A 23691-nucleotide genomic window follows, 5' to 3' on the forward strand; every position below is an offset into this window, starting at 1 on the left:
CTCTGCTGCCATGCCCGAAGGCCACACCATCCACCGGCTGGCCGCCCACCACCACGCCGTACTCGGCGGAGCGCAGGTCGTCGCGACCAGCCCGCAGGGTCGGTTCGCCGCTGGCGCCGCCCGGCTCACCGGCGCCACCCTCGCCGCCACCGAGGCGTACGGCAAGCACCTGCTGCACCACTACCGGGGCGGCCCGGGAGGCGGCATCCTGCACGTGCACCTGGGCCTCTACGGCACCGTCGCCGACGGGCCGGGACAGCCGCCGGCACCGGTCGGGCAGATCCGGCTGCGGCTGGTCGGCGGGCCGGCAGTGACAGCCGACGGACCGCCAGCCGACGGGCCGACCGCGACAGCCGGCGCAACGGACCGACGGCACTGGCTGGACCTGCGCGGGCCGGCCGCCTGCGAACTGCTCACCGATGCGGAAGCCGACGCCCTGCGCGACCGGCTCGGCGCCGACCCGCTGCGCGACGACGCCGACCCGGACACCGCCGGCGGCCGGATCCGGCGCAGCGCCCGGCCGCTCGGTGCGTTGCTGCTCGACCAGACGATCGTCGCCGGGGTCGGCCTGGTCTACGCCACCGAGGTGCTGTTCCGGGCCGGGATCGCGCCGACCACACCCGGCCGACGGCTGACCGCCGACCAGTGGCAGCGGATCTGGGCCGACCTGGTCACCCTGATGCGGATCGGGGTGCGCCGGGGCCGGATCGACACCGTACGCGACGAGCACCTGCCGGAGGCGATGGGCCGGGCACCGCGCAACGACCGGCACGGTGGTGAGGTGTACGTCTACCGACGCGCCGGCCAACCCTGCCTGTGCTGCGGCGATGCCGTCGCCGCCGGAGTGCTGGCCGCCCGGAACAGCTACTGGTGCCCGACCTGCCAGCCGGGCTGACCCGCCGCCGTCACCACCATTTGCGCTTCGGCGGCCGCACCACGACCGATCCGAAGATCACGTTGCAGACCACCTGGATGATCGGGGCGCCGGGCCGGGGCGGTGCGGTCAGCTTCGACTTCTTGTCGCCGAACACCGCCGTGCCGGTCATCCGGACGTCGACTCCTTCCGGCACGTACACGGTGACCGAGCCGAAGATGGCGGTCGCCTCGATAGTGGTCACCTGATGCTGGATCTGGGCGTCCTGCAGCTCGATCTTGCAGTCGCCGAAGACCGCCCGCGCCTCCACCCGGTCCGGTACCAGCCAGTGCCCCTTGCGTACCTCGTCACCGAAGATCGCCACCATCCGCTCCACCGGGGCGGGCAGTGTCGCACCGCCGCCCGGCACCGCCGGGTACGCCGTACCGCGCGCGGCCAGCGCACCCGGCCCGGCGGCGGCCGGCAGCCCGCCCGACGGGTCCGTCGGCAGGTCGGCGGTGAGCCGGGCCAGCTCACCCCGGGTCTTTGCCTGATGTGCCTCGGTGGCCCGGTCGGCGTACTCGTCGAGGGTCAGCCGGCCTTCCGCGGTCGCCTGGCCGAGCAGCTCCACCACCTGCTCCCGCTCGGCGTCCGAGACGCGCAGGTGATCGCCGCTGGGATGGGTCGCCGGGTCCACCCGCCAAGCCTAACGGCCACGCCCAACGGCAACCGCCGCCCGCCCGGTCCGGGTGGGCGCCTGCTCACGGGTTCTCGAGCGCCTTCCCCGGGGTTCTCGAGCGCTCGCTCACGGGGTCTCGGCGACGGCGTCGTTGGCCCGCCGGGCGGCGACCAGCACCGGATCCCAGACCGGCGAGTACGGCGGAGCGTAGCCCAGGTCGAGTGCGGTCATCTCGGCCACCGACATCCGGTTCCACACCGCGACGGACAGCACGTCGATCCGCTTCGCCGCCTCCGACGTGCCGACGATCTGCCCACCCAGCAGTTGCCCGGTGTGCTGCTCGGCGATCAGCTTGATGGTCATCGGGGCGGCCCCGGGGAAGTAGCCGGCCCGGTTGTTGGACTCCACGGTGGCGGTGACGTAGGCGTACCCGGCCTTCGCCGCCTCGCGTTCGAGCAGCCCGGTGCGGGCCACCTCCAGGTCACAGACCTTGGTGATCGCGGTGCCGATCACCCCGGGGAAGGTGGCGTAGCTGCCGCCGATGTTGATCCCGGCCACCCGGCCCTGCTTGTTGGCGTGGGTGCCCAGCGGGATGTGCACCGGCTGGCCGCTGACCCGGTGGAAGGTCTCGACGCAGTCGCCGGCCGCCCACACGTCGGGCACCCCGACCACCCGCATCTGCAGATCGGTACGGACGCCGCCGGTGACGCCGATCGGTAGGCCGGCCTGCTCGGCGAGCCCGGTGTTCGGCCGTACGCCCAGGCCCAGCACCACGACGTCGGCCGGCACCGCGCCGTCGTCGGTGAGCACCTCGCAGACCCGCCCGTCGCGTTCGTGCAGGCCGGTGACTGACACGCCGGTACGCACGTCGATGCCGAGCCCGTCCAGCGCCGAGCGGACCAGCGCCCCCATGTCCGGGTCGACGGTAGACATCGGCTGTGGGCTGCGCTCCACCAGAGTGACCGCCAGCCCGCGCCGGATCAACGCCTCGGCCATCTCCACCCCGATGTACCCGCCACCCACCACCACCGCCCGGCGCGGCATCGGTTCCTGATCGAGCCAGTCCCGCAGCGCCGCACCGTCGTCGAGGGTCTGCACCCCGAACACGCCGGAAGCGGCGTTGCCCGCCCACGTCGGCTGCGCCGGCGCCGCTCCGGTGGCGTACACCAGGGTGTCGAACGGCTCGCGGACCTCCCGCCCGCCGTCGTCGAACGACGTGGCCACCACCTCCCGCGCGGCCAGGTCGATCCGGGTGACCTCGTGCCGGACGCGGACGTCGATGTGGTGGTCGCGGCGGAACGTCTCCGGGTCGCGGACGATCAGATCCTGCGGGTCGTCGACCAGGCCGGAGATCCAGTACGGGATCCCGCAGGCCGAGTACGAGGTGAACCGGCCCCGCTCGAACGCGACGATGCTCAGCTCGTCGGGGCCGCGCAGCTGCCGGGCCTGGGACGCGGCCGACATGCCGGCCGCGTCACCACCGATCACCACCATCCGTTGCGCCATCTCACATCTTCTCCAGTCGGGTCCGGTCGGACCGGGTCAGCGGTCCGGCGGGCGGGCCGCCGGGCGGTCCGGCGGGGGGAGCTGCGGGGGAACGGTCACGTGCGGCGGCGCCGGGATGATCGACCGGCTGCGGGTCTGCGCGGCCAGGTAGTCGACCACGGCACTTAGGTCGCCGGTGCCGGCGTGCACGGCGCGCTGCCGGGCAGCCCCGGTGCCCCGTGCCCGCAGCCGGCCCAGCAGCGAGTTCACCAGCGCGACGTCGCCGTGCCGGTCGAGCTCGGGGCGGACGGTGTCGACCAGCCGGCGTAGCAGGTGCCAGCCGGGACGCAACGCGGGTGCCCCGGTGGTCAGGTCCACGGCCTGTCCCTCCAGCCCGTCGTGCGCGGCCCGCCAGTGGGCGGCGATCAGCACATGATGCTCCACGTCGACCGGTGGCTGGTCCTGTTCCACCGCAGTGAGCGCGGTGCCGACCAGACCGCGGACCAGCGCGGCGAGCAGGATCGTGTCGTCCAGGCTCGGGCAGACGTCGCCGATGCGGACCTCGACGGTGGGGTAGTGCGCCGACAGCCGGGCGTACCAGTGGAGCATCCCTTCGTCCAGGATGAGGCCGGCGGTGGTCAGGTCGTCGACCAGTGACCGATAGTGCTCGTACGAGCGTAACCGTGGGGCCGGGCCGACCGCCGGCCAACGCTGCCACATCACCGACCGCCAACTGGCGTACCCGGTGTCGACGCCGTGGAACAACGGCGAGTTGGCGGTCGCCGCCTGCAGCACCGGCAGCCACGGGCGGAGGTGGTTGATCACCTGTACGCCGACCTGCTGGTCCGGTACCGCGACGTGCACGTGCAGCCCGCTGCTGCCCGGGCCGGGCAGCAGCATCCCGTACCGTTCGACGATCCGGTGGAAACGTGGGTCGTCGACCACGTCGGGCTGTGGCCCGGCGACCGGTGCGGTGCCGACGGCGAGGAGCCGGACACCGGCCCGCTCGGCGGCGTCGGCGACCTCGGCGCGCAGCGTCCCGAGGGTACGCCGCAGCGCCCGTAGGTCCAGGCCGGGTGGACTGCCGATCTCGATCTGGCTGGTCTGGAACTCCCGCTGCACCTGCCCGCGCAGCTCCGGCGGGATCTCGGCGAGCACCGCCGCGACCGCCGGTGCGGCGGCACCGGACCGGCGGTCGACGAGCAGGAACTCCTCCTCCACGCCGACGGTCAGCGAGTCGGGCCGGTGCCGGGCCGGCTCGGCGGCGACAGTACTGCTGGTCATCGGGCCATCCTGCGCCTTTGGGTGACCCGGCGGTACGGCTTTGCGGTGCCGCCGGCCGCGCCGGTCGGCTCAGGGTTCGCGGGCGGGACGGTCGGCTCAGGGTTCGCGGCGGGGTGGCCGGGGCAGCGGCAGGTCGTGCCGACCGGCGATCAACTCCTGGACCCGGATCTTGGCCAGGATGATCGGTTGCCGGTAGCGGCGCTCGCGGTCGGCGGACCTGGCCCGCCGCCACTCGGCCCAGCGGCTCTCGCCCCGGTAGAACCAGCGTGCCCAGGGCGCGTGCGGCCGGGCCAGCCGCAGCGCGCCGACGATCAGCAGGACGGGGAGGAACAACCCCAGCAGTCCGGTCCAGATCTTGCCCTTGAGCAGGGTGATCGCCGCCAGCGCCAGGTTGATCACGATGAGCGCGGCGCCAGCGAACTGTGCCGGGTCGGTCTCGCCGGTGAGGAACTCGTTGGCTCCCAGTGGTCGCAGGCCGAGCAGCAGCAGCCCGGAGACGGCGATCGCGACGAAGACCGCGTCGATGGAGGTGCGGCCGCGCTCCGACCAGTAGACGTCGCTCAGGTGCAGCAGCAGCGCGAACTCGTCGAGCACCAGTGCCGCGCCGACGCCGAACAGCGCGGCCGCCACCGCTCGCCAGGCGGTCGTCTCCACCGGGATCGCCAGCCCGGCGACCCCGGCGACCAGCATGAAGACCACCCCGAAGACGACGTGATGGATGTGCAGGTCGCCCCGGGTGACGTTGCCGGGCCACCAGCGCACCTGGGCCCGGATCATTCGGACCGAGAAGCGGATGAACGCGAAGCCGAGGACGACGCCGACGAAGAAACAGAACAGCGGTAGCCGGCCGGTCGAGACGATGGTCTGCTCGAACCAGCCGTTCACCGGACTCCTCCATGCGGCATGCGCACCCTGTCCCCTTATCCACTGCTATGCAGGGGATTTACCTGACTTTACGAGCTTCCCGGCCCGGCCGGACGGGTGTCTCCAAGGGTGCCGGTGGTCCGGTCGCCGCCCCAGCCGGGGCGGCCGGATGGGTTCAGAGCCAGTCTCCACGCCGGTTGCGACATCGACATCGGTTGACAAGTTCGGCCTGGAGACGTACAACTCCTGAGAGCGCTCTCCCAGAGTGAGTTGAGCGATCCCCAACCGTCCCCATCAGTCCTGATGCTCCAAGACCGAAGATCGGCAGCCTCCCCGGAGAGAACGCTCTCAGCCGTCGACGGCATCTGCCCTGACCCGGATCCAGAATCGGCGACCGGCCACCCCACCAGCAGGCCGCGACCGGCCTATACCCCCAGCAGAGAGGCCAGTGATGAACTCACCCCCGCGACGCCCTCGTCGGCGCATCCGTACCCGGATCGTCGCTGCCGCAGCCGCGCTGACCGCGACCGCCGTCGTCGCCTCGGTCACCGCGCACGCCAACGCCGCGATCCCACCCACCCCCAGCGGCTGGGACCTGGTCTGGAGCGACGACTTCACCGGCGCCGCCAACACCCTGCCCTCGTCGGCCAACTGGATCATCGACACCGGCACCAGCTACCCCGGCGGCCCGCCGCAGTGGGGGACCGGCGAGATCCAGACCTACACCAACAGCACCGCCAACGTCCGGCACGACGGCAACGGCAACCTGCGGATCACCCCGATCCGCGACGGCGCCGGCAATTGGACCTCGGCCCGGATCGAGACGGTACGCAGCAACTTCAAGCCGCCATCTGGTGGCGTGATGGCGATCGAAGGCCGGATCCAGGTGCCGAACGTGACCGGGGCCGCCGCCGCCGGCTACTGGCCGGCGTTCTGGGCGCTCGGGTCGCCGTACCGGGGCAACTACCAGAACTGGCCGGCGATCGGCGAGTTCGACGTGATGGAGAACGTCAACGGACTCAACACCGTCTGGGGCGTACTGCACTGCGGCGTCGCCCCGGGCGGACCGTGCGACGAGTTCAACGGCATCGGCGGGTCCCGAGCCTGCCCCGGCGCCTCCTGCCAGTCGGCGTTCCACACCTACCGCTTCGAGTGGGACGCCAGCGCCAGCCCGCAGCAACTGCGCTGGTACGTCGACGGGCAGCACTACCACACGGTCACCCAGGGGCAGATCCCCGAGCCGCACTGGTCCAACATGACCACCCACGCCGGCTACTTCATCCTGCTCAACGTGGCGATGGGCGGTGCCTTCCCGAACGGCGTCGCCGGCTCCACCACGCCGACCGCGAACACCGTTTCCGGCGTACCGATGCTGGTCGACTACGTGGCGGTCTACACCCGCGGCGGGTCGAACCCGCCGCCCACCACCCCACCGCCGCCGACCACGCCGCCGCCCGGCGGTGGGGTGAACGCGTACGCCGCGATCCAGGCCGAGTCGTTCAACGCCCACAACGGGGTCGGGACCGAGGCGTGCAGTGAGGGCGGGCAGAACATCGGCTGGCTGGCCAACGGCGACTGGGCCCGCTACGACAACGTCGACTTCGGCTCGACGCCGCCGCGTGACTTCGTCGCCCGGGTCGCCTCCGGCGCCGGAGCCGGGGTCAGCGGCCTGGTCCAGGTCCGCATCGGCAGCCCGACCGCCGCGCCGATCGGCAGCTTCGCCGTCGGTGACACCGGCGGCTGGCAGACCTGGCGTACGGTGCCCGGCAACGTCTCCGGGGTGACCGGCCGGCAGACGGTCTACCTGACCTTCAGCAGCGGCCAGCCGAACGACTTCGTCAACGTCAACTGGTTCCACTTCCGCCGCTGACCCCGACGGGGAGCCCGGCCGGTCGACCCGCTTCGGCGGGGCGAGCCGGGCTCCCCTGGACCGCGATGCTCGCGAGCGGCGAAGGGTTCAGCCTGGCGAAGCCTTCCTGCCGCTGGTAGGGGAAGTACGGGTAGGGGGCGGTACGGCTGCTGGCATGGTCGAGTCGGGCCGTCTGTTCGGGGGTGAGGGACCAGCCGACGGCACCGATGTTCTGCCGGAGTTGTTCCTCGTCGCGGGCGCCGATGATGACGGTGGCCACGGTGGGTCGTCGCAGCAGCCAGTTGACCGCGATCTGCGGCACTGCCCGACCGGTCTCGCGGGACAGTTCCTCGAGGACGTCCACCACGCGGAACAGGTGCTCGTCGTCGACCGGCGGACCGTAGGTGGCGGTCGCGTGCAGCCGACTGGTGGGCGGTGGCGGCGTGTCGCGGCGGATCCGGCCGGTGAGTCGGCCCCAGCCGAGCGGGCTCCACACGACGGCTCCGACACCCTGGTCGAGGCCCAGGGGCAGGAGTTCCCACTCGTAGTCCCGACCGACGAGTGAGTAGTAGACCTGATGGGCCACGTACCGGCGGCGGTGGTCCCGGTCGGCTGCGGCGAGGGACTTCATCAGTTGCCAGCCAGCGAAGTTGGAGACGCCGAGATAGCGGATCTTCCCGTCGCGTACCAGGTCGTCGAGGGTTGCGACGACCTCTTCGACGGGTGTCGCGGCGTCGAAGGCGTGCAGCTGGAACAGATCGATGTGGTCGGTGCCGAGCCGGCGCAGCGCCGCGTCGACCGACCGGATGAGCCGGGCGTGTGAGGTTCCCGCGTCGTTCGGTCCGTCGCCGGTCGGCAGGCCACTCTTGGTCGAGATCAGCACGGCGTCGCGCCGGCCCTTGATCGCCTGCCCCAGCACCTGTTCGGACGCGCCGTCGGAGTACACGTCCGCGGTGTCGAACATGGTCACCCCGGCGTCGAGGCAGATGTCGACGAGGCGTCGTGCCTCGCGGGCGTCCGTGTTGCCCCAGGCACCGAAGAGCGGTCCGGAGCCGCCGAAGGTGCCGGCTCCGAAACTGAGGGCGGGCACGGTGATCCCGGATGCTCCGAGTTGTCGGTATTCCACGCTGGTGACCTCCATTAAAGGGACTGTAGTTCCGTTAGTGTGCGCTAGATTAGCAGTCAGCCGCCGTTAAGGAAACTGGAGACCCGTTATGGCCGTCGGTGCGATCCGACCCGGCGGGCGGACCGCCCGGGTCCGCGCCGCCGTGCTCCGAGCTGCCGGTGACGCGCTCGTCGAGCACGGCTTCGACCGCCTCGACCTCGCCGACGTGGCGCGCCGTGCCGAGGTGGGCAAGACCACGGTCTACCGCCGCTGGGGCACGGTCGCCGGCCTGGTCGCCGACCTGCTGACCGACATGGCGGAGCAGTCGCTGCCGCGGGCCGATACCGGGTCGCTGATCGAGGACCTGCGGGCCAACGCCCGGCTCGTGCAGCGCACCCTGGCCGATCCGCGTCAGGGTGCACTCTTCCGGGCGGTCATCGTCGCCGCGACCTGCGACCCCCGCACCGCCGAGGCGCTGCACCGCTTCTACGCCGTCCGCATCGCCGAGTGGGCACCCTGCGTGGAGCAGGCCGTACGGCGGGCGGAACTGCCCCAGGGTACGGACGCCGCCGAGGTCATCCGCGCCGTCTCGGCGCCGCTGTACTACCGCCTGCTCGTCAGCGGAGACCCGGTCGACGAGGCCACGGCGGACCGGGCCGCCGAAGCGGCGGCGGCAGCCGCCCGCGCCGGCGTCTACGCGCCTGCCAGTGGTCTCGACTAGAAACAGGTCGGCCCAACCGAAATCGGCGTGACGCGCCAACTGTGAACAGCCCGACGCCCGGGGTCGCAAGTGCGACATCGACGGAGTCGTCGAATTGACAGATATTCCCTCCTGGATGGGTGCCACCAATTCCGCATACTATCTGCTCAGGGTTCCCTCAGAAATTCATCATGGTTTCGCGGAGTGCCGACGCAAATAGGCATCCATGCTGGATCTAATTCCACGACGGAAGAGACCGTCAATCTTCGAGGGGAACAGAATCATGACCAAGACTGCCATCGGACGTTCGGCCGCAGGCGCCGTCCACCGCCGGAGCCGTGCCACCGCGCTGCTGGCCGCGTCGTTCGCCGGCTGCCTGCTCGGCGCCGGCCTCGGCGCCGGCGCCGCGCACGCCGCACCGCTGCCCGGCTGCGGCATGGCGGCGGTGTTCGACACCGAGATCCACTGGGGTAGCAGTTCCAATCCGTGGCACGGCGACGCCGATCTGCACCTGTTGCTGGACAACCGGAAAACCATCATCGACGGCGAGACCGTCCCTGCGGGTACGCGGCTGACCTGGGCCGGCCCGAATGGCAATGCGGACATCACCTTTGGTGAGGACGGCACGTTCACCGGCAGTGCCCGGTTCCCGGGTGAGGGTGGCGTCGGCTACCGGGGCACCCTCGCGGCGTCCACCCCGGTGGCCTGCGACGAGCCGGCGACCTACGCCGCTGAGATCCGCTGGGGCAGCAGTTCCGACCCGTGGTACGGCGACGCCGAGACGACGATCATGGTGAAGAACCGGCGGACCATCGTGGATGCCGAGTCGGCTTCCACAGGCACGCAGTTGACCTGGACCGGCCCGAATGGCAATGCGGACATCACCTTCGGTGAGAACGGAATGTTCACCGGCAGTGCCCGGTTCCCGGGTGAAGGCGGTGTGGGCTACCGAGGCAGCCGCAAGGCGGTCTGTGACGTGGCGGTGTTCGACACCGAGATCCACTGGGGTAGCAGTTCCAATCCGTGGCACGGCGACGCCGATCTGCACCTGTTGCTGGACAACCGGAAAACCATCATCGACGGCGAGACCGTCCCTGCGGGTACGCGGCTGACCTGGGCCGGCCCGAATGGCAATGCGGACATCACCTTTGGTGAGGACGGCACGTTCACCGGCAGTGCCCGGTTCCCGGGTGAGGGTGGCGTCGGCTACCGGGGCACCCTCGCGGCGTCCACCCCGGTGATCTGCGACGACGCAGCGGTCTTCGCGACCGAGTCCCGGCTGTCCCCACTGCCGTGGACCGCGGACACCGACCTGACCGCGATGATCAGCAACCGCCGGGTCATCGTCGACGACCGGACCATCCCGGCCGACACGACCCTGACCTGGACCGGCCCGCAGGGTGACGCCAACATCACCTTCCGGGCGGACCGCGACTTCGCCGGCACCGTCGAGTACCCGGGCACGCCCATCGAACTGCGCTACCGCGGCACCGCCCGCTGACCCAACCCCGCCGGCCCCGTGGCACCCGCTGCCACGGGGCCGGCCTCGCGCCCGTACTCCCGGTCGGCTGGGATGCTTCGGGCATGCCTTCCTACCCGCCGACGTTCGCCGACCAGGTCGTCACCCAACCGCTGCGCGCTCAGTTCGAGGCGTTCCTCGACGAGCACCGCAGCGCACTCAACCGCTGTCTGGACGGGCTGACCGAGGAGCAGGCCCGCCGATCGTTGGTCGCCTCCCGGACCACGTTGCTGGGTCTGGTGAAGCACGCGACCTTCGTCGAGAAGGTCTGGTTCGACGAGGCCATGACGTGCCGGCCGCGTACGGAGCTCGGGCTGCCCGCGACGGCGGACGAGTCGTTCGTCCTCGCTGCCGACGACACGATCGCCAGCGTCCAACGCGCCCACCGCGAAGCCTGCGAAGCGTCCCGCCGGGCGACGTCGTCCCTGGAGCTGGACGACATCCTGCCCGGCAACCGGCGAGGTCCGCTTCCGCTGCGCTGGGTGTACCTGCACGTGCTGCGCGAGCTCGCCCAGCACTGTGGGCACGCGGACATCCTCCGCGAGCAACTCGCCGACGAGTAGTACGCGCCCACCGCCTCCGCCCACCGCCTCCGACCTCGGCCGAGGTGTTTACAAAACTGTTAAGAGTCTTAATAATTGCCGCACTGGTGCTTCGAGGGAGGGATGTCGATGAAACCCGTACGGATAGTCGCCCCGGTGCTGGCTGCGGTCCTCGCCGCCGCAGGGGTGATCTGGGCGGCCGGCCCGGCCCTGGCCGCCGGCCCCACCGCGACCTTCGTGAAAACCTCCGACTGGGGCAGCGGTTGGGAAGCCAAGGTCACCGTCGCCAACGGTGGCGCCACCGCCATCACCGCCTGGACCGTCGCCTTCGACCTGCCGGCCGGCACCACGGTCGGCACCTACTGGGACGCCCTGCTCAGCGTCTCCGGGCAGCGGTTCACCTTCACCAACCGCAGCTGGAACGGTCACCTCGCGCCAGGCGCGTCGGTCTCGTTCGGGTTCCTCGGTAGCGGGCCGGGCAGCCCGACCAACTGCACCCTCAACGGTGCGCCCTGCGGCGGCCAGCAGCCGCCGCCGACGACGACGGCCCCACCCCCCACCACGCCCCCGACTACCGCTCCGCCCACCACCACGCCGCCGACGACGGCCCCACCCCCCACCACGCCGCCGCCGACCGACGATGGGCTGCCGGAGCACTTTCTCACCGGCTATTGGCACAACTTCGACAATCCGGCCGTCGAGCTGCGGCTTCGCGACGTGCCGGCCGAGTACGACCTGATCGCGGTCGCCTTCGCCGAGGCCACCAGCACCCCCGGCGCGGTCAGCTTCGGCATCGACCCGGGGCTGTCCGCCTCGCTCGGCGGCTACACCGACGCTCAGTTCAAGGCTGACGTCGCCACCCTGCACCAGCGTGGCAAGAAGGTGATCATCTCGATCGGCGGGGAGACCGGCCGGGTCGCGGTCAGCGACCCCGCGTCCGCCGCCGCGCTCACCGACAGCCTGTACCGGCTGATCCAGGACTACGGCTTCGACGGCGTCGACATCGACCTGGAGAACGGGCTCAACCCGACCTACATGGCGCAGGCGATGCGCGCGCTGCGCAGCCGGACCGGGCCAGGGCTGATCATCACGATGGCACCGCAGACCATCGACATGCAGTCACCGTCGGTGTCGTACTTCAAACTGGCGTTGGACATCCGAGACATCCTGACCGTGGTGCACACCCAGTTCTACAACTCCGGGTCGATGCTCGGCTGCGACCAGGCGTTCGCCTACAGCCAGGGCACGGTCAACTTTCTGACCGCGCTGGCCTGCCTGCAACTGGAATCGGGCCTGCGGCCCGACCAGGTGGCTCTCGGCCTGCCCGCCGGCCCGGGAGCGGCCGGCGGCGGCATCGTCGCCCCGACGATGGTCAACCAGGCCCTGGACTGCCTGGCCCGGGGCACCAGCTGCGGCAGTTTCCGGCCGCCTCGCACCTACCCCGGCATCCGGGGCGCGATGACCTGGTCGATCAACTGGGACGTGACCAACGGCAGCGGGTTCGCCCGTACCGTCAAGCCGCACCTGGCGACGCTGCCCTGACCGGCGGCCCCGGCCACCCGTGCGGGTGGCCGGGGCCGGACGACCGGCCCGGCCACCCGCCGCTACCGCTCGTCCGGGGCGAGCTGCACCCGGCGGAGCAACTGCGCGTTGAGGGCGACCACGATGGTGGACGCGGACATCAGGATCGCCCCGACCGCCGGGCTCAACGTCAGCCCGGCCCAGGCCAGCACGCCGGCGGCGAGCGGAATGGCGACGACGTTGTAGCCGGCGGCCCAGCCCAGGTTCTGCAGCATCTTGCGGTAGGAGGCCTTCGACAGCCGGATCACCCCGGTGACCCCGCGCGGGTCGGACGAGGCGAGAACGACTCCGGCGGACTCGATCGCGACGTCGGTGCCGGCCCCGATCGCGATGCCGACGTCGGCACGGGCCAGCGCCGGGGCGTCGTTGACGCCGTCGCCGACCATCGCCACGGTCAGCCCCCGGGCCTGCAGGTCCGCCACCGTCTTGTCCTTGTCGGCGGGCAGCACCTCGGCGAAGACCTCGTCCACGCCGGACCGGAAGCCGAGATCGGCGGCGACCGCCTCGGCGACCGGCCGGGCGTCTCCGGTGATCATCATGATCTTGTCGATGCCCTGTCTGCGCAGTTGGGCGATCGCCTGCCGGGCCTCGGGCCGGACCTCGTCGGCCAGCCCGATCGCGCCGAGCACCTCGGCGCGGCCGCCGTCGAGCCGCAGCAGATGCAGTACGGCGGCACCACGCTGCGACCAGCCCTCGGCCGTGGCGGTCAGCTCCGGCGGGACCCGGGCGTCGAGTTCGCCCAGCAGCGCCGGCCCGCCGACGGCATAGTGGGTGCCATCCACGTTCGCCTGCACACCCCGGCCGGTCAACGACCGGAAGTCCGTCGCGGCGCTCGTCGGACCGCGTCCGGTGGCGGCGGCCACGATGGCCCGGGCCAGTGGGTGCTCGCTGTCGGTTTCCACCGCCGCGGCCAGTCGCAGTACCTCGTCCTCGGTGTGCCCGGGGGCCGCCGCGACCCCGGTCACGGTGTGCGCGCCCCTGGTCAGGGTGCCGGTCTTGTCGAACAGCATCGCGTCGACGGTGCGCATCCGCTCCAGGGCCAGCCGGTTCTTGACCAGGATCCCGGCCTTGGCCGCCACGGCGGTGGACAACGCGATCACCAGGGGGATCGCCAGGCCCAGGGCGTGCGGGCAGGCGATCACCAGTACGGTGACCGTCCGTACTACGGAGTCGTCGAGGCTGCCGAACGCCCACCAGGCGGCGAAGGTCAGCACGGCGGCGGCCATCGCGACGTAGAACAGCAGGGCGGCGAACCGGTCGGCGAGCATCTGGGCCCGGCCGCTGGAGGCCTGGGCCTGTGCGACGAGGCGTTGGATGCCGGCCAGGGCGGTGTCCTCGCCGACGGCCTCGACCCGTACCCGGATCGCCGAGTCGGTCGCGACGGTGCCGGCCACCACCGGGTCACCGACGCGCCGGTGCACCGGCCGGGACTCTCCGGTGATCATCGACTCGTCCAACTCGGCTTCGCCGTCGGTGATCCGCCCGTCGGCGGGCATCCGGGCGCCGGAGCGCACCAGCACCAGATCGCCGGCCCGCAGGTCGGCCACCGTGACCCGCTGGACCTGCCCGTCGTCGGCCAACCGCTCCGCGTCGTCGGGCAGCAGCGCGGCCAGCGCGGAAAGCGCCCCCTGCGCCTGCCCGATCGCCTTCATCTCCTGCCAGTGACCGAGCAGCATGATGGTCACCAGCGCCGCCAGCTCCCACCAGAAGTCCAGGTCGAAGGCGCCGAAGCTGGTGGCCAGCGAGGCCAGGTAGGCGACGGTGATGGCCATCGAGATCAGCAGCATCATGCCGGGCGCGCGGTCGCGGACCTCGCGTACCCCGCCGACCAGGAACGGCCAGCCGCCGTAGAAGAACACCACCGAGCCGAGTACCGGGCCGACCAGGGACATACCGGGAAAGTCCAGCGAGTAGCCGAACCAGTCCATCACCATGTGACTGGTGACCACGACCGGCACGGTCAGCGCGAGACTCAGCCAGAACTTGCGGCGGAACATCTCCGGGTCGTGCCCCGCGTGCTTGTCGTGGCCATCGTGCCCGCTATGGCCACCGTGCCCACCGTGGCCGGTGTGCTCGTCGTGTCGGGTTCCGTCCGTTTCCACGCCGCCACAATACCCCCTAGGGGTATATCCGCAAGGGGTTCCGCGTGGCTCCGGGGAACCAAGGTGTCTCCGCGGGCTTGATGCCACAGGTGCATCAAGATGCACCTGTGGCATCAAACTCAACAAGCACCCCAACTGAACGGGGTGACGCCGAGTCAGTTGGCTGGCGCGTGACGTCACCGCCAACAGCTCGCCGGCCGAACCGCCCCTGGCGTTCAGGGCGACGGTCGGCGGCCTGCCGCAGCCCGACGGCGGCGGCGCCGAACCTGGCCGACCACCCAGTAGACGACCAGTCCACCGAGGAGTACGAAGATCGCCACGTCGAACCAGCGGCTGTACCGCTCGACCTGCTGCCACTGTGAGCCGAGCGCGAACCCGGCGCCGACGAACAGCGCGTTCCACACCCCGCTGCCCAGCGTGGTGTAGGCGCTGAACTGGGTCAACGGCATCCGGTCGGCACCGGCCGGCACTGAGACCAGGCTCCGCACGATCGGCACCATCCGGCCGAACAGCACCGCCCACCGCCCGTACCGGTCGAACCACCGGTCGGCCTTGTCCAGGTCCTCCAGATCGACCAGCGGCACCTTGTCCAGCCAGCGTCGCAGCCGTGCCTCGCCGATCGCCGCACCCAGCCAGTAGAGCAGCAACGCGCCGGCCAGTGAGCCGAGCGTCGCCCCGACCCAGACCCCGACCAGGTTCACCCGGTCCTGACTGGCCAGGTAGCCGGCCATCGCCAGCACCACCTCGCTGGGGATCGGCGGGACGACGCTCTCCAGTGCCACCAGCAGGCCGACCCCGAGCTCACCCAGCCGGGCTATGACGTCGGCGACCCAGCCGGTCAGCCCGCCGACCTGGTCCGGCGGGGTGTCGACGGTGACGGCCATGGCGCTCCCTGCGTCGCGGTAAGCCCATCCGGTACCCGGCGGCCAGCGGCGCTACACCTGCTCGACGACCGGCTACGCCTCACCCGGGTCAACGACCGCCGGTGGTCGGCGACGTACAGAACTCTCCCGGACCTGCAGCTTGGTGGGCAGGGTGACGGTGGTCGCGGCCCGGTCAGGGTCGGCGATCCGCTCGATGAGCAACTGGGCGGCGGTCTCGCCCAACTGGTATGTCGGCTGGGTGACGGTGGTCAACGCGGGCCGTACCAGATGCGCCCACGGCAGGTCGTCGAAGCCGACCACACCCATCTCCGCCGGCACCGTGATGCCCTGGTCGACCAGGCACTCCACCGCACCGACGGTCATCAGGTTGTTCGCCGCGAACAGCGCGTCCGGTCGCGGCCGCAGCCGCAGCAGCTCCATCATCGCGCGGTAGCCGCCGTCGGAGCGGAAATCGGCGTGGCGGACCAGATCCTCCTGGTACGGCTGCCCGGCATCGGTCAGTGCCCGCTGGTAGCCGCCCAGCCGTCGGCAGGCGGTCCAGACGCCACGTCGACCGGTGATGCAGGCGATCCGCCGGTAACCGGAGTCGAGCAGGTGCGCGGTGGCCAGCCGGGCGCCGTGCTCGTTGTCCACCAGCACGGTGTCGGTCCGGCCGCCGTGCAGTTGCCGGTCGACCACCACCACCGGCACCCGAGCGGCGGTGAGCTGCCCCAGGTCGGCGGTCGGCCCGGACGGGGCGATGATCACTCCGGCGACCTGTTCGGCGAGGACCGCGTTCAGGTAGCGGCTCTCCTTGGCCGGATCCTCGTCGGTGTTGCACAGCACGACCGAGTAGCCGGCCTGCTGGGCGAGGTCCTCGACGCCGCGGACCAGGGCGGTGAAGAACGGGTTGCCGATGTCGCTGATCACCACCGCCCACAACGTGGTCCGGCTGCGGCGCAGGTTACGGGCCACCGCGTTGGGCCGGTAGTCCAGCTCGCGCATCGCTTGGCGGACCCGGTCCGCCAGCGCGGGATCCACGTTGGTGTGGCCGTTGACGACCCGGGAGACGGTAGCTGGGGAGACCTTCGCTTTCCGCGCAACGTCGTAGATCGTCGCCATCGTTCATCGCCCTCTTCACTTGCTCCCGACCCGAGGGTGCCGGTCACGGAACCCGGGACGATAATTACAGACCGGGTACGGAGCGCGATGGTCCACCAGGTCGGACATCCAGGACGTAACGCATACAGCCCGGCGCTGAGCTGCGACGCGGTGACCGTCCACTGTCGGGATACCGACACCCGTGATGATTCCACACCGGACGCAGACCGGCCGGCGTCCGAACCAAGAGGTTGTGTCGGTGGCCGAACTACGCGGTCGGGTCGGTGGCCGGAGCGGCCGAGGCTCGGCTGCGGCGCAGCCACAGCAGCCCGATGACCGGCAGCACCAGCGGGATGTAGCCGTACCCGCTGCCGAAGCCCGACCAGACCGTCTCGTCCGGGAACGCCGCCGGCACCGCGAGACTCACCGCGCCGATGCCGAGTACGCCGACCAGCTCCACCGTGCAGCAGCCGTACGCGATCCGCCGGCCGACCGGGCCGTCGATGATCAGCCCGGCGGCCGCCACCAGGTACACCACTGCGGCGAAGGCGGAGAGCAGGTACGCCACCGGTGCCTCGCTGAACCGGGTGGCGATCTGCACACCGGCCCGGGACGAGGCGGCGATCGCGAACAGGATGTAGACGCCGATCAGCACCCGGCCCGGCCCGCTGCGGGTCCGCGCCGTCCGCCCGGTGCGCGCCGGTCGGCCATCCGTCGACGTCGGGTCAGCCACCGCCGACCGCCGTCCAGGTCTGCTGCAGCCGGACCACCAGCACCGGGATCACCAGGGCGAAGACGCCGACGGTCAACGAACCCCACCGGGTCGGCTCCATCCGGCCCAGCACCCCCGCCACCGGCGGCAGGCTGAGCGTGGTGATCAGATAGCCGGCGAAGACCGGTGGTTCACCGGGACGCTCCCCGCCGATCAGCGCCACCACGGCTGCCACGGTCAGTGCGAGCAGGGCGACCTCGACCACCGCCAGCCCACCGTACTGGATCAGACCCGGCGGGCGGTCCAACGCCGCACAGAGCAGCGCCCAGCCGGCGACGGCCAGCGCGCCGACGATGACCACGGCGGCGATCGGCCCGTTCACCGCCGCGCCGCCGTCTCAGCTGCCACAGTCACGCCGAACACCCTACTCACCGGCTACCGCGACCCGTCGAGGTGCGTCCCGGCCGGCTCGCAGGGCGTTACCGGGCGACCCGATCCGCAGTGTCCGGACGGTGGCTCTCGGTATCAGCCGGAGTCTATAGTCAGTCCGGGACGGTCCGATCCACCCTGGGGAGGGTGTGGTGGTTGGCGTCGGCATCTGGGGCCTCCTGATCGCCAGCTGTCTCGTCCTGCTCGCCCTGCTCGCGCTGGCCGCGTTGGCCGCCCGTACGGCGGAGCACCCGGCCGACCGGCGGGCGTTGCGGGCCGAAGCCGACGAACTCGCCGCCGAGGCGCAGGCCATCGCCGCCGCGGCCGACACCGCCCGGACCGCCGCCGACCAGCTGCGCGACCGGGCGGCCGCCGCCGAGCAGGCCCGCGACGACGCCTGGCAGCGGCAGGAAACCGCCGGCCGGGCCTACCAACAGGCGTTGCTCGCCGACCAGGAGGACCGGCCGGCAGCCGTCGTCACCGGTGCGCCGCTGCCCGCCGAGCACGGGCGCGACGTCAGCAGGGCCGCGCTGACCGCCTACCGCCGGGGCGACATCTCAGTGCAGCAACTACGCGCGGTGTGGCGGCGGGCCGGCGGCGGGCCGCCGGCCCCGACGGCGGGAGACCGGCCTGACCGGGCCGTCGACCGGCACCGCGTCCGCGACCAGGCGGCCCGCCGGGAGTACGACGTGGTCGCCGCCGCCGCGCGACGGGCCGCGGAAGCGGCGTACGTCGCCGAGCTGAGCGCCGCCGCGCTGGCCGAGGAGGCGTCGGCGGCCGCCGTCGACGCCGAGGAGGCCCGCTACGTCGCGGACCGGGCCGAGCGGTCACACTGAACTCCGGTCGACGAAGGGAAACGCAGCCATGGCATTGCGGTTCGGTCTGTTCGGCACCGGGCACTGGGCGGCCGAGACCCACGCGGCCGGGCTCGCCGCGCACCCCGGCGCGGAGCTGGTCGGGGTCTGGGGGCGGGACCGGGCGAAGGCCACGGCGCTGGCGCAGCGGTACGGCGTCGCACCGTACCCGGACGTGGACGCGTTGCTCGCCGACGTCGACGCGGTCGCCGTCGCCCTACCGCCCGATGTGCAGGCCCGGATCGCGGTCCGCGCCGCCGACGCCGGCCGGCACCTGCTGCTGGACAAGCCGCTGGCGCTGACCCTGCCGGACGCCGACCGGATCGTCGCGGCGGTCACCCGGCGGGACGTCGCCTCGGTGGTCTTCTTCACCAGCCGGTTCAACCCATCCATGATCGACTTTCTGGCCCGGTCGGCCGACGGTGCCTGGCACGGTGCCCGGGGCGCGCTGTTCGCGGCGATCTCCGAGCCCGGCAACCCGTACGGCGCCTCGCCCTGGCGGCACACCTACGGCGGGCTGTGGGACATCGGCCCGCACGTGCTGTCGGTGGTGCTGCCGGTGCTCGGTCCGGTCGCCCGGGTCGCCGCGATGCCCGGCCCGGCCGGTGGGGTGCACCTGCTGCTGCGGCACACCGGCGGGGCCACCAGCACGCTGTCGCTCAACCTGGACGGCCCGGTGGCGGCGAAGACCTTCGACGTCACGTTCTTCGGCGAGCCCGGGATCGTGCCGGTGCCGCACCGGGACGTGACCACCGGACAGGCGTTCCACTCGGCCGTCGACGCGCTGCTCGGGCAGGTCACCGCCGGGGCACCGGGACACCCCTGCGACGTACGGTTCGGCCGGCAGGTGGTGGCCGTGCTGGCCGCCGCCGACACCGCCCGGGCCGAGCAGCGCATCGTCGACGTACCGGCTGGAAAACCGGTCGCCTGAGTGCTGCCCGCCGGCTAGCCTGACCGGCGTGTCGACCACCTTCCAGGCGCTGACCCTGACCGGCGGTACGCCGGCCGGCCCCCGCCGCCGCTGGCGGCGACCGTACCCGTCGGGTCTACTCGCAGACCTTCCTGCGCGACCGGTCGGCCATCGACCGGGTGGTCCGAGCCGTACGGCCCACGCCCGGTGAACTGACCATCGAGGTCGGTGCCGGCACCGGGCAGTTGACCCGGGTGCTCGCTCAGGCGCTCACCCGGGTCGACGGCCGTCTGCTGGCGTACGAGGTCGATCCGGACCTCACCGCGTACCTGGCCCGCCGGTGCGCCGACCTGCCGAACGTGACGCCGGTGCCCGGCGGCTTCCTGGCCGCCGAGCCACCGGCCGAGCCGTTCGCGGTGGTCGGCAACATCCCGTACGCCGCCACCGCCCCGATCGTGCGATGGTGCCTGCACGCGCCCCGGCTGCGCACCGCCACCCTGGTGACCCAACTGGAGTACGCCCGCAAACGCACCGGCGACTACGGCCGATGGAGTCTGCTCACCGTCCGTACCTGGCCCGAGTTCGAGTGGCTGCTGGCCGGCCGGCTGCCGCGGACCGCGTTCCGGCCGGTACCCGGGGTGGACGCCGGTGCCGTCTCAGGCGGTGGCCAGCGCCAGCCACTGGTGGCTGGCCACCTCGGCGCTGGGCGGCACCAGCAGCCGGTCGAGTGTGCCCGGTGTCGCGGCCACCAGGTCCCACAGTGCGCCACCGGGCAGCCGGACCCGGGCCAGCGGGGTGCCCGCCGGATACGGCTGGCCCGGCACCACCAGCCAGCGATGCAGCCGCGCGGACCCGCCCGGGATGCTGAACGACAGCGGAACCATCCCGGTGGTCTCCGTCGACGCCCGGATGGTTCGCGGGCCGCTGCGCGGCAGCCACCGGGCCGCACCGTGCACGGTCGCCAGCTCCGGCTGCTCCACCTGACGCAGCGGGCGTTGGAAGGCGTCGTGCACCGCCTGCGCCACGGCCGGCATCCGGGCCCCGCCGCCGACCAGCAGCACCGATCCGATGCTGGCCGGTGGCACCCCGACAGCGGCCAGCATCTGCCGGCAGCAGGCGATCGTGCGGTCCAGCAGCGGAGCCACCAGCTGCGCCAGGTCGGCCCGGGTCAGCCGGTACGCCGGAGTGTCCGGCAGCAGGAAGTCCTCCACCGCCGGGGTGTCACTGAGCTGGTGCTTGATCCGGTTCGCGAAGTCGGTGACCGCCATGCCGAGCCGCAACGTGGCCGGGGCGGACCGGCTGGCCGCGGCACTGGCCAGCAGCGGCGCCAGCCACTGCTGCCCGTCGGCGTGGATCCGCCCGGCCAGCAGCGCGTCGATGTCCCGGCCGCCGCAGTCGTCGATCGCCGCGTGCCCGAGCACCTCGTGCCAGCGTTCGTCGATGCGCACCAGTGCGGTGTCGAAGGTGCCCCCGCCCAGGTCGTAGACCAGCACCAGCTCGCCGGCGACCGGCGGTGGGCCGGCGACCGGGGCGAACGCGGCCGCGACCGGCTCCGGCAGCAGCTCGACCGGGCCGAGACCGGCCGCTTCGGCCGCCGCGATCATCTGCGCGCGGCGCGGGTCGTCCGGGCCGTACGACGCCGGAACCGTCACCACCGTCCGGTGCACCGGGGCGCCGTACCGCCGCTCGGCCTCCGCCCGCAGCGCGGTCAGCACCGCCGCGACCTGCTCGATCGGCCGGAACCGGCGGTCGCCCAGCGCCACCGGCACGTCGGCGGCCATGCCGCGTTTGAACTCGGCGGCGAACGCGGTCGGCTCGGACCGTTTCCGCCGCTCCGCCAACGCGCCGACGATCATGCTCTGGCCGTCCCAGTGCACCGCTGACGGCCAGGTCGGCGCGCCGGTGACCGGGTCCGGAACCAGCTCGCCGGTTTCACCGGTGACCACCATCGCGGCGGAGGAGGAGGTGCCGAAGTCGACCACCAGGACGGGCTGGTCAGACATCCCAGACATCGATCAGGCTCCGCTCGTTGGACTCCCAGTTGGCCAGCAGGTGCCGGCTGTCGGCGCTGAACCCGACCCGGACCCGCTGCCCGGTGCCACCCAGCACCCGGAACAGCTCCTGCCCGGTCGAGGTGTCCTGCAGGACCACCGCGGCGATGCCGTCGAGCGCGTCGGCGACCGCCGCCCGCAGCTGCCCGTCGGCGCTGACCGCAGCCGTGCCGAACCCTTCCCGCCGGCTGTGCTCGGCGAACTCCGGCATCCGCTGCTGCCACCGGTCGTCGGTGATCCGGTCGATCTGGCTGCCGGTACGCAGGTCCCACAGGGTCGTCACGGTGCGCCGGTACCGGCCTACCGCCTTCGCCCGGCCCTCGGCCGCCGCCCGCCACCCGGTCTCGTCGATCAGCACCCGGTACGGCTCGCCCGGGTCGCGGAACCGGGCGCTGAGCTTGCCGGTCTCGATGTCCCACACCGAGATGAACCCGTCCGTGGCCCAGGCCACCACCGCCAACCGGCCGTCCGGGTCGACGAACACCCGGCCGGTCGGCTCCGCGCCGGCGGTGTGCTCCGGGCGGAACTCGGCGCGGACCGTGTCGTCGGCGATCGCCCGGAGCCGGACCAGCCGGGCCGCCGGGTCGCACTCCACCAGATGCTCGCGGTCCGGGGTGAGCAGCCAGCTCCCGGTGGACTCCAGGTGCCGCCGCCGGGGCGGCGGTTGGCGCTGCAGGGCCACCGCGTCCTTCGCGGTGGCCACCACCAGGACCGGGCCGACCAGGTCGCCCGGGTACGCCTGCTGGCCCAACTGCCGGCCGTGCTGGGCGGCGGTGAGCTCGAAGACCCGCTCGTCGGGGGTACGGATGTGGGCGAGCACCGCCCCGGCCGGATAGGGCTCGCCCGGCGGCACGCACCAGCGCAGCAGCCGGGCCCGACCGCCCGGAATCTCCCACGAGGTCGGCTCGGTGCGCCACCGCTGAGGCTCGGCGGTGACGGTGCGTCCGCTGGCGCCGGCCGCGAACCGGGCCGCGCCGCGCAGCACCGCCAGCTCCGGGTCCGGGCCGCAGCGCAGCGGCCCCGGCGACCCGGCGTCGATGATGCCGAGGCCGGACCGCAGCGTGGTGTGCACCGCCGGCAGGTAGGCGTTGCCGCCGGCGACGACCACCGCGGCCAGGTCGGCCGGTGCGGCGCCGACCGCGCCCAGCACACCCGCGGCGCCGTCCACCAGCCAGCGCAGCGCCGGTTCGGCGAACGCGTCCAGCCAGGCCCGGGTCAGCCGGTACGGCGGGGTGAGCGGGGTGAGGTGATCGACCACCTCGTCGGCGTCGACCAGCTGGTGCTTGAGCCGGCGGGCGAAATCGATCGCCTCGTGGTAGGCCCGCAGTCCGGCGTCGCCGGGTGCGGCGAGCATCGGCTCCAGCCAGGCCCGCCCCTCGGTCCGCAGGTCGTTGATGAGCAGCGCGTCGAGCTCTTGCCCGGCCGGGCTGGTCTGCTGAGCGAGCTGGACGGTGTGGCTGCCGTACACCTGCACCAGCGCGACGGTCCAGGTCGCGCCGAGGTCACAGACCAGTACCAGCCCGCCGGCCGGCAGGTTGTCGCCGGTCGTCGGGTCCAGCGCCGCCGCCACCGCGCTGTCGATCAGCTCCACGTCGCGGAACCCGGCGGCCGCACCGACGGCGAGCATCGCGTCCCGGCGGGGGTCGCCGGGCAGGTAGTCCGCCGGCACGGACAGGGTCAGCCGGTCGATCTGGCCGCCGTACAGCTGGCGCACCTCGTTGGCGACCACGGTGAGGTACGCGGTGAGCGCCTCGGCGCCGGTGACCTCACGGTGTTCCAGCCACATGGCGGCCTGGGCGTCGACGGCCCGGCGCGGCCCGTCGATGTACCGCCGCGGCATGGCCCGTTTACGTACCTCGGACGGGGTGCCGACCAGGAATCCCTCGTCCGCCAGGCACACCGAGGACGGCCAGCTGGTTGCTCCGCTGGCCGGTTCCTTGACCAGGGTCGTCTGGTCTGCGACGACCAGCGCCACCCGGGTGCCCGAGGCGCCGACATCGACCACCAGGATCGGCTCGGTCATGTTCCCGCCCTCACCACAGCAGTTCGGCGATTGATCGTCCTGAAAGTTCCGGGACAGTGTCCGTGAGTGCCGCCGTCACGTCCACCCTGGGCGATGTGCGCGGTACGCCACGGACAGGGGTGAACGTAACGGAAACTGGTCGCGTTGGTGGACCCGCCCCCGTGTGTTCGGTCACCAACCGCGAT

Annotated in this window: 20 protein-coding genes and 1 pseudogene; 9 read left to right on the forward strand and 12 right to left on the reverse strand. The window is 72.3% G+C overall.

The window, feature by feature from the left end:
• The first annotated feature begins 10 nt into the window (after positions 1–10).
• A complete protein-coding gene (locus EDC02_RS00090) occupies positions 11–895 on the forward strand; it encodes an Fpg/Nei family DNA glycosylase (protein ID WP_123600152.1) in 885 nt (294 codons plus the stop codon).
• Between the two features lie 10 nt (positions 896–905).
• Here EDC02_RS00090 and EDC02_RS00095 read toward each other — a convergent pair whose 3' ends face one another.
• From EDC02_RS00095 to EDC02_RS00110, 4 genes are all read right to left on the reverse strand, one after another.
• Positions 906–1550: a DUF1707 domain-containing protein gene (locus EDC02_RS00095; RefSeq protein WP_123600153.1), complete on the reverse strand. Its 645-nt coding sequence runs from the start codon at positions 1548–1550 to the stop codon at positions 906–908.
• 108 nt (positions 1551–1658) lie between these two features.
• Entirely contained in the window at positions 1659–3038 is a 1380-nt protein-coding gene (locus EDC02_RS00100) for an FAD-dependent oxidoreductase (RefSeq protein WP_123600154.1), read from the reverse strand.
• A gap of 36 nt (positions 3039–3074) precedes the next feature.
• Positions 3075–4301, reverse strand: coding sequence for a glutamate--cysteine ligase (locus tag EDC02_RS00105; RefSeq protein WP_123600155.1), 1227 nt, complete (start codon positions 4299–4301; stop codon positions 3075–3077).
• 96 nt (positions 4302–4397) lie between these two features.
• On the reverse strand, positions 4398–5186 hold the full coding sequence (locus EDC02_RS00110; protein WP_123600156.1) for a hypothetical protein: 789 nt from the start codon (positions 5184–5186) through the stop codon (positions 4398–4400).
• Positions 5187–5616: 430 nt separating this feature from the next.
• On the opposite strand from EDC02_RS00110, the gene EDC02_RS00115 reads away from it, so the two are divergent.
• On the forward strand, positions 5617–7035 hold the full coding sequence (locus EDC02_RS00115) for a carbohydrate-binding protein (RefSeq protein WP_123600157.1): 1419 nt from the start codon (positions 5617–5619) through the stop codon (positions 7033–7035).
• On the opposite strand, the gene EDC02_RS00120 is transcribed toward EDC02_RS00115, so the two are convergent.
• Entirely contained in the window at positions 7010–8155 is a 1146-nt protein-coding gene (locus EDC02_RS00120) for an aldo/keto reductase (protein ID WP_233605656.1), read from the reverse strand. The genes EDC02_RS00115 and EDC02_RS00120 overlap by 26 nt on opposite strands.
• A 73-nt stretch (positions 8156–8228) precedes the next feature.
• Here EDC02_RS00120 and EDC02_RS00125 point away from each other — a divergent pair, with 73 nt between their 5' ends.
• The 4 genes from EDC02_RS00125 (at position 8229) to EDC02_RS00140 (ending at position 12422) form a co-directional block, all read left to right on the forward strand.
• Positions 8229–8840 (forward strand): TetR/AcrR family transcriptional regulator, encoded by a 612-nt coding sequence (locus EDC02_RS00125; RefSeq protein WP_199757456.1) that lies wholly within the window; start codon positions 8229–8231, stop codon positions 8838–8840.
• Between the two features lie 262 nt (positions 8841–9102).
• Positions 9103–10320, forward strand: coding sequence for a hypothetical protein (locus tag EDC02_RS39990; protein WP_199757457.1), 1218 nt, complete (start codon positions 9103–9105; stop codon positions 10318–10320).
• Between the two features lie 83 nt (positions 10321–10403).
• Complete coding sequence (locus EDC02_RS00135) at positions 10404–10901, forward strand: DinB family protein (protein ID WP_123600158.1); 498 nt, start codon at positions 10404–10406, stop codon at positions 10899–10901.
• Between the two features lie 108 nt (positions 10902–11009).
• Positions 11010–12422: a chitinase gene (locus tag EDC02_RS00140; RefSeq protein ID WP_123604357.1), complete on the forward strand. Its 1413-nt coding sequence runs from the start codon at positions 11010–11012 to the stop codon at positions 12420–12422.
• A 62-nt stretch (positions 12423–12484) separates the two neighbouring features.
• On the opposite strand, the gene EDC02_RS00145 is transcribed toward EDC02_RS00140, so the two are convergent.
• The 5 genes from EDC02_RS00145 to EDC02_RS00165 all read right to left on the reverse strand — a co-directional run bounded on the left by EDC02_RS00145 (position 12485) and on the right by EDC02_RS00165 (position 17621).
• Positions 12485–14458 carry a heavy metal translocating P-type ATPase gene (locus EDC02_RS00145; RefSeq protein ID WP_370461501.1) on the reverse strand — a complete coding sequence of 658 codons (1974 nt, stop codon included), beginning with the start codon at positions 14456–14458 and terminating at the stop codon, positions 12485–12487.
• 320 nt (positions 14459–14778) lie between these two features.
• Entirely contained in the window at positions 14779–15447 is a 669-nt protein-coding gene (locus tag EDC02_RS00150; protein WP_123600160.1) for a DedA family protein, read from the reverse strand.
• A 72-nt stretch (positions 15448–15519) separates the two neighbouring features.
• The gene (locus EDC02_RS00155) at positions 15520–16548 is read right to left on the reverse strand and encodes a LacI family DNA-binding transcriptional regulator (protein ID WP_123600161.1); all 1029 of its coding nucleotides are present in this window, start codon (positions 16546–16548) and stop codon (positions 15520–15522) included.
• Between the two features lie 247 nt (positions 16549–16795).
• Complete coding sequence (locus tag EDC02_RS00160; RefSeq protein WP_123600162.1) at positions 16796–17260, reverse strand: hypothetical protein; 465 nt, start codon at positions 17258–17260, stop codon at positions 16796–16798.
• Positions 17253–17621: a hypothetical protein gene (locus tag EDC02_RS00165; RefSeq protein ID WP_123600163.1), complete on the reverse strand. Its 369-nt coding sequence runs from the start codon at positions 17619–17621 to the stop codon at positions 17253–17255. The genes EDC02_RS00160 and EDC02_RS00165 overlap by 8 nt, the downstream gene beginning before the upstream one ends.
• 199 nt (positions 17622–17820) lie before the next feature.
• On the opposite strand from EDC02_RS00165, the gene EDC02_RS00170 reads away from it, so the two are divergent.
• The 3 genes and pseudogenes from EDC02_RS00170 to EDC02_RS00180 all read left to right on the forward strand — a co-directional run.
• Positions 17821–18504 carry a hypothetical protein gene (locus EDC02_RS00170; protein WP_148083281.1) on the forward strand — a complete coding sequence of 228 codons (684 nt, stop codon included), beginning with the start codon at positions 17821–17823 and terminating at the stop codon, positions 18502–18504.
• Positions 18505–18532: 28 nt separating this feature from the next.
• Positions 18533–19453: a Gfo/Idh/MocA family protein gene (locus EDC02_RS00175; RefSeq protein WP_123600165.1), complete on the forward strand. Its 921-nt coding sequence runs from the start codon at positions 18533–18535 to the stop codon at positions 19451–19453.
• A gap of 98 nt (positions 19454–19551) precedes the next feature.
• Positions 19552–20118 (forward strand): annotated as a pseudogene (locus EDC02_RS00180) (rRNA adenine N(6)-methyltransferase family protein); the annotation flags it as partial.
• Here the strand turns inward: EDC02_RS00180 and EDC02_RS00185 are convergent.
• The gene (locus EDC02_RS00185; protein ID WP_123600166.1) at positions 20089–21444 is read right to left on the reverse strand and encodes an Hsp70 family protein; all 1356 of its coding nucleotides are present in this window, start codon (positions 21442–21444) and stop codon (positions 20089–20091) included. The pseudogene EDC02_RS00180 and the gene EDC02_RS00185 sit on opposite strands and share 30 nt — an antisense overlap.
• Positions 21428–23506, reverse strand: coding sequence for an Hsp70 family protein (locus EDC02_RS42490; protein ID WP_123600167.1), 2079 nt, complete (start codon positions 23504–23506; stop codon positions 21428–21430). Before EDC02_RS42490 ends, EDC02_RS00185 begins: the two co-directional genes overlap by 17 nt.
• Between the last annotated feature and the right edge of the window lie 185 nt (positions 23507–23691).

This window comes from Micromonospora sp. Llam0, assembly GCF_003751085.1.
GTDB lineage: Bacteria > Actinomycetota > Actinomycetes > Mycobacteriales > Micromonosporaceae > Micromonospora_E.

Coding starts and splice junctions, on each gene's coding strand:
- EDC02_RS00090 (WP_123600152.1), top strand. CDS start 11: ATGCCCGAAGGCCACACCATCCACCGGCTGGCCGCCCACCACCACGCC.
- EDC02_RS00100 (WP_123600154.1), bottom strand. CDS start 3,038: ATGGCGCAACGGATGGTGGTGATCGGTGGTGACGCGGCCGGCATGTCG.
- EDC02_RS00105 (WP_123600155.1), bottom strand. CDS start 4,301: ATGACCAGCAGTACTGTCGCCGCCGAGCCGGCCCGGCACCGGCCCGAC.
- EDC02_RS00115 (WP_123600157.1), top strand. CDS start 5,617: ATGAACTCACCCCCGCGACGCCCTCGTCGGCGCATCCGTACCCGGATC.
- EDC02_RS00120 (WP_233605656.1), bottom strand. CDS start 8,155: ATGGAGGTCACCAGCGTGGAATACCGACAACTCGGAGCATCCGGGATC.
- EDC02_RS00125 (WP_199757456.1), top strand. CDS start 8,229: ATGGCCGTCGGTGCGATCCGACCCGGCGGGCGGACCGCCCGGGTCCGC.
- EDC02_RS39990 (WP_199757457.1), top strand. CDS start 9,103: ATGACCAAGACTGCCATCGGACGTTCGGCCGCAGGCGCCGTCCACCGC.
- EDC02_RS00135 (WP_123600158.1), top strand. CDS start 10,404: ATGCCTTCCTACCCGCCGACGTTCGCCGACCAGGTCGTCACCCAACCG.
- EDC02_RS00140 (WP_123604357.1), top strand. CDS start 11,010: ATGAAACCCGTACGGATAGTCGCCCCGGTGCTGGCTGCGGTCCTCGCC.
- EDC02_RS00145 (WP_370461501.1), bottom strand. CDS start 14,458: ATGTTCCGCCGCAAGTTCTGGCTGAGTCTCGCGCTGACCGTGCCGGTC.
- EDC02_RS00150 (WP_123600160.1), bottom strand. CDS start 15,447: ATGGCCGTCACCGTCGACACCCCGCCGGACCAGGTCGGCGGGCTGACC.
- EDC02_RS00155 (WP_123600161.1), bottom strand. CDS start 16,548: ATGGCGACGATCTACGACGTTGCGCGGAAAGCGAAGGTCTCCCCAGCT.
- EDC02_RS00175 (WP_123600165.1), top strand. CDS start 18,533: ATGGCATTGCGGTTCGGTCTGTTCGGCACCGGGCACTGGGCGGCCGAG.
- EDC02_RS00185 (WP_123600166.1), bottom strand. CDS start 21,444: ATGTCTGGGATGTCTGACCAGCCCGTCCTGGTGGTCGACTTCGGCACC.
- EDC02_RS42490 (WP_123600167.1), bottom strand. CDS start 23,506: ATGACCGAGCCGATCCTGGTGGTCGATGTCGGCGCCTCGGGCACCCGG.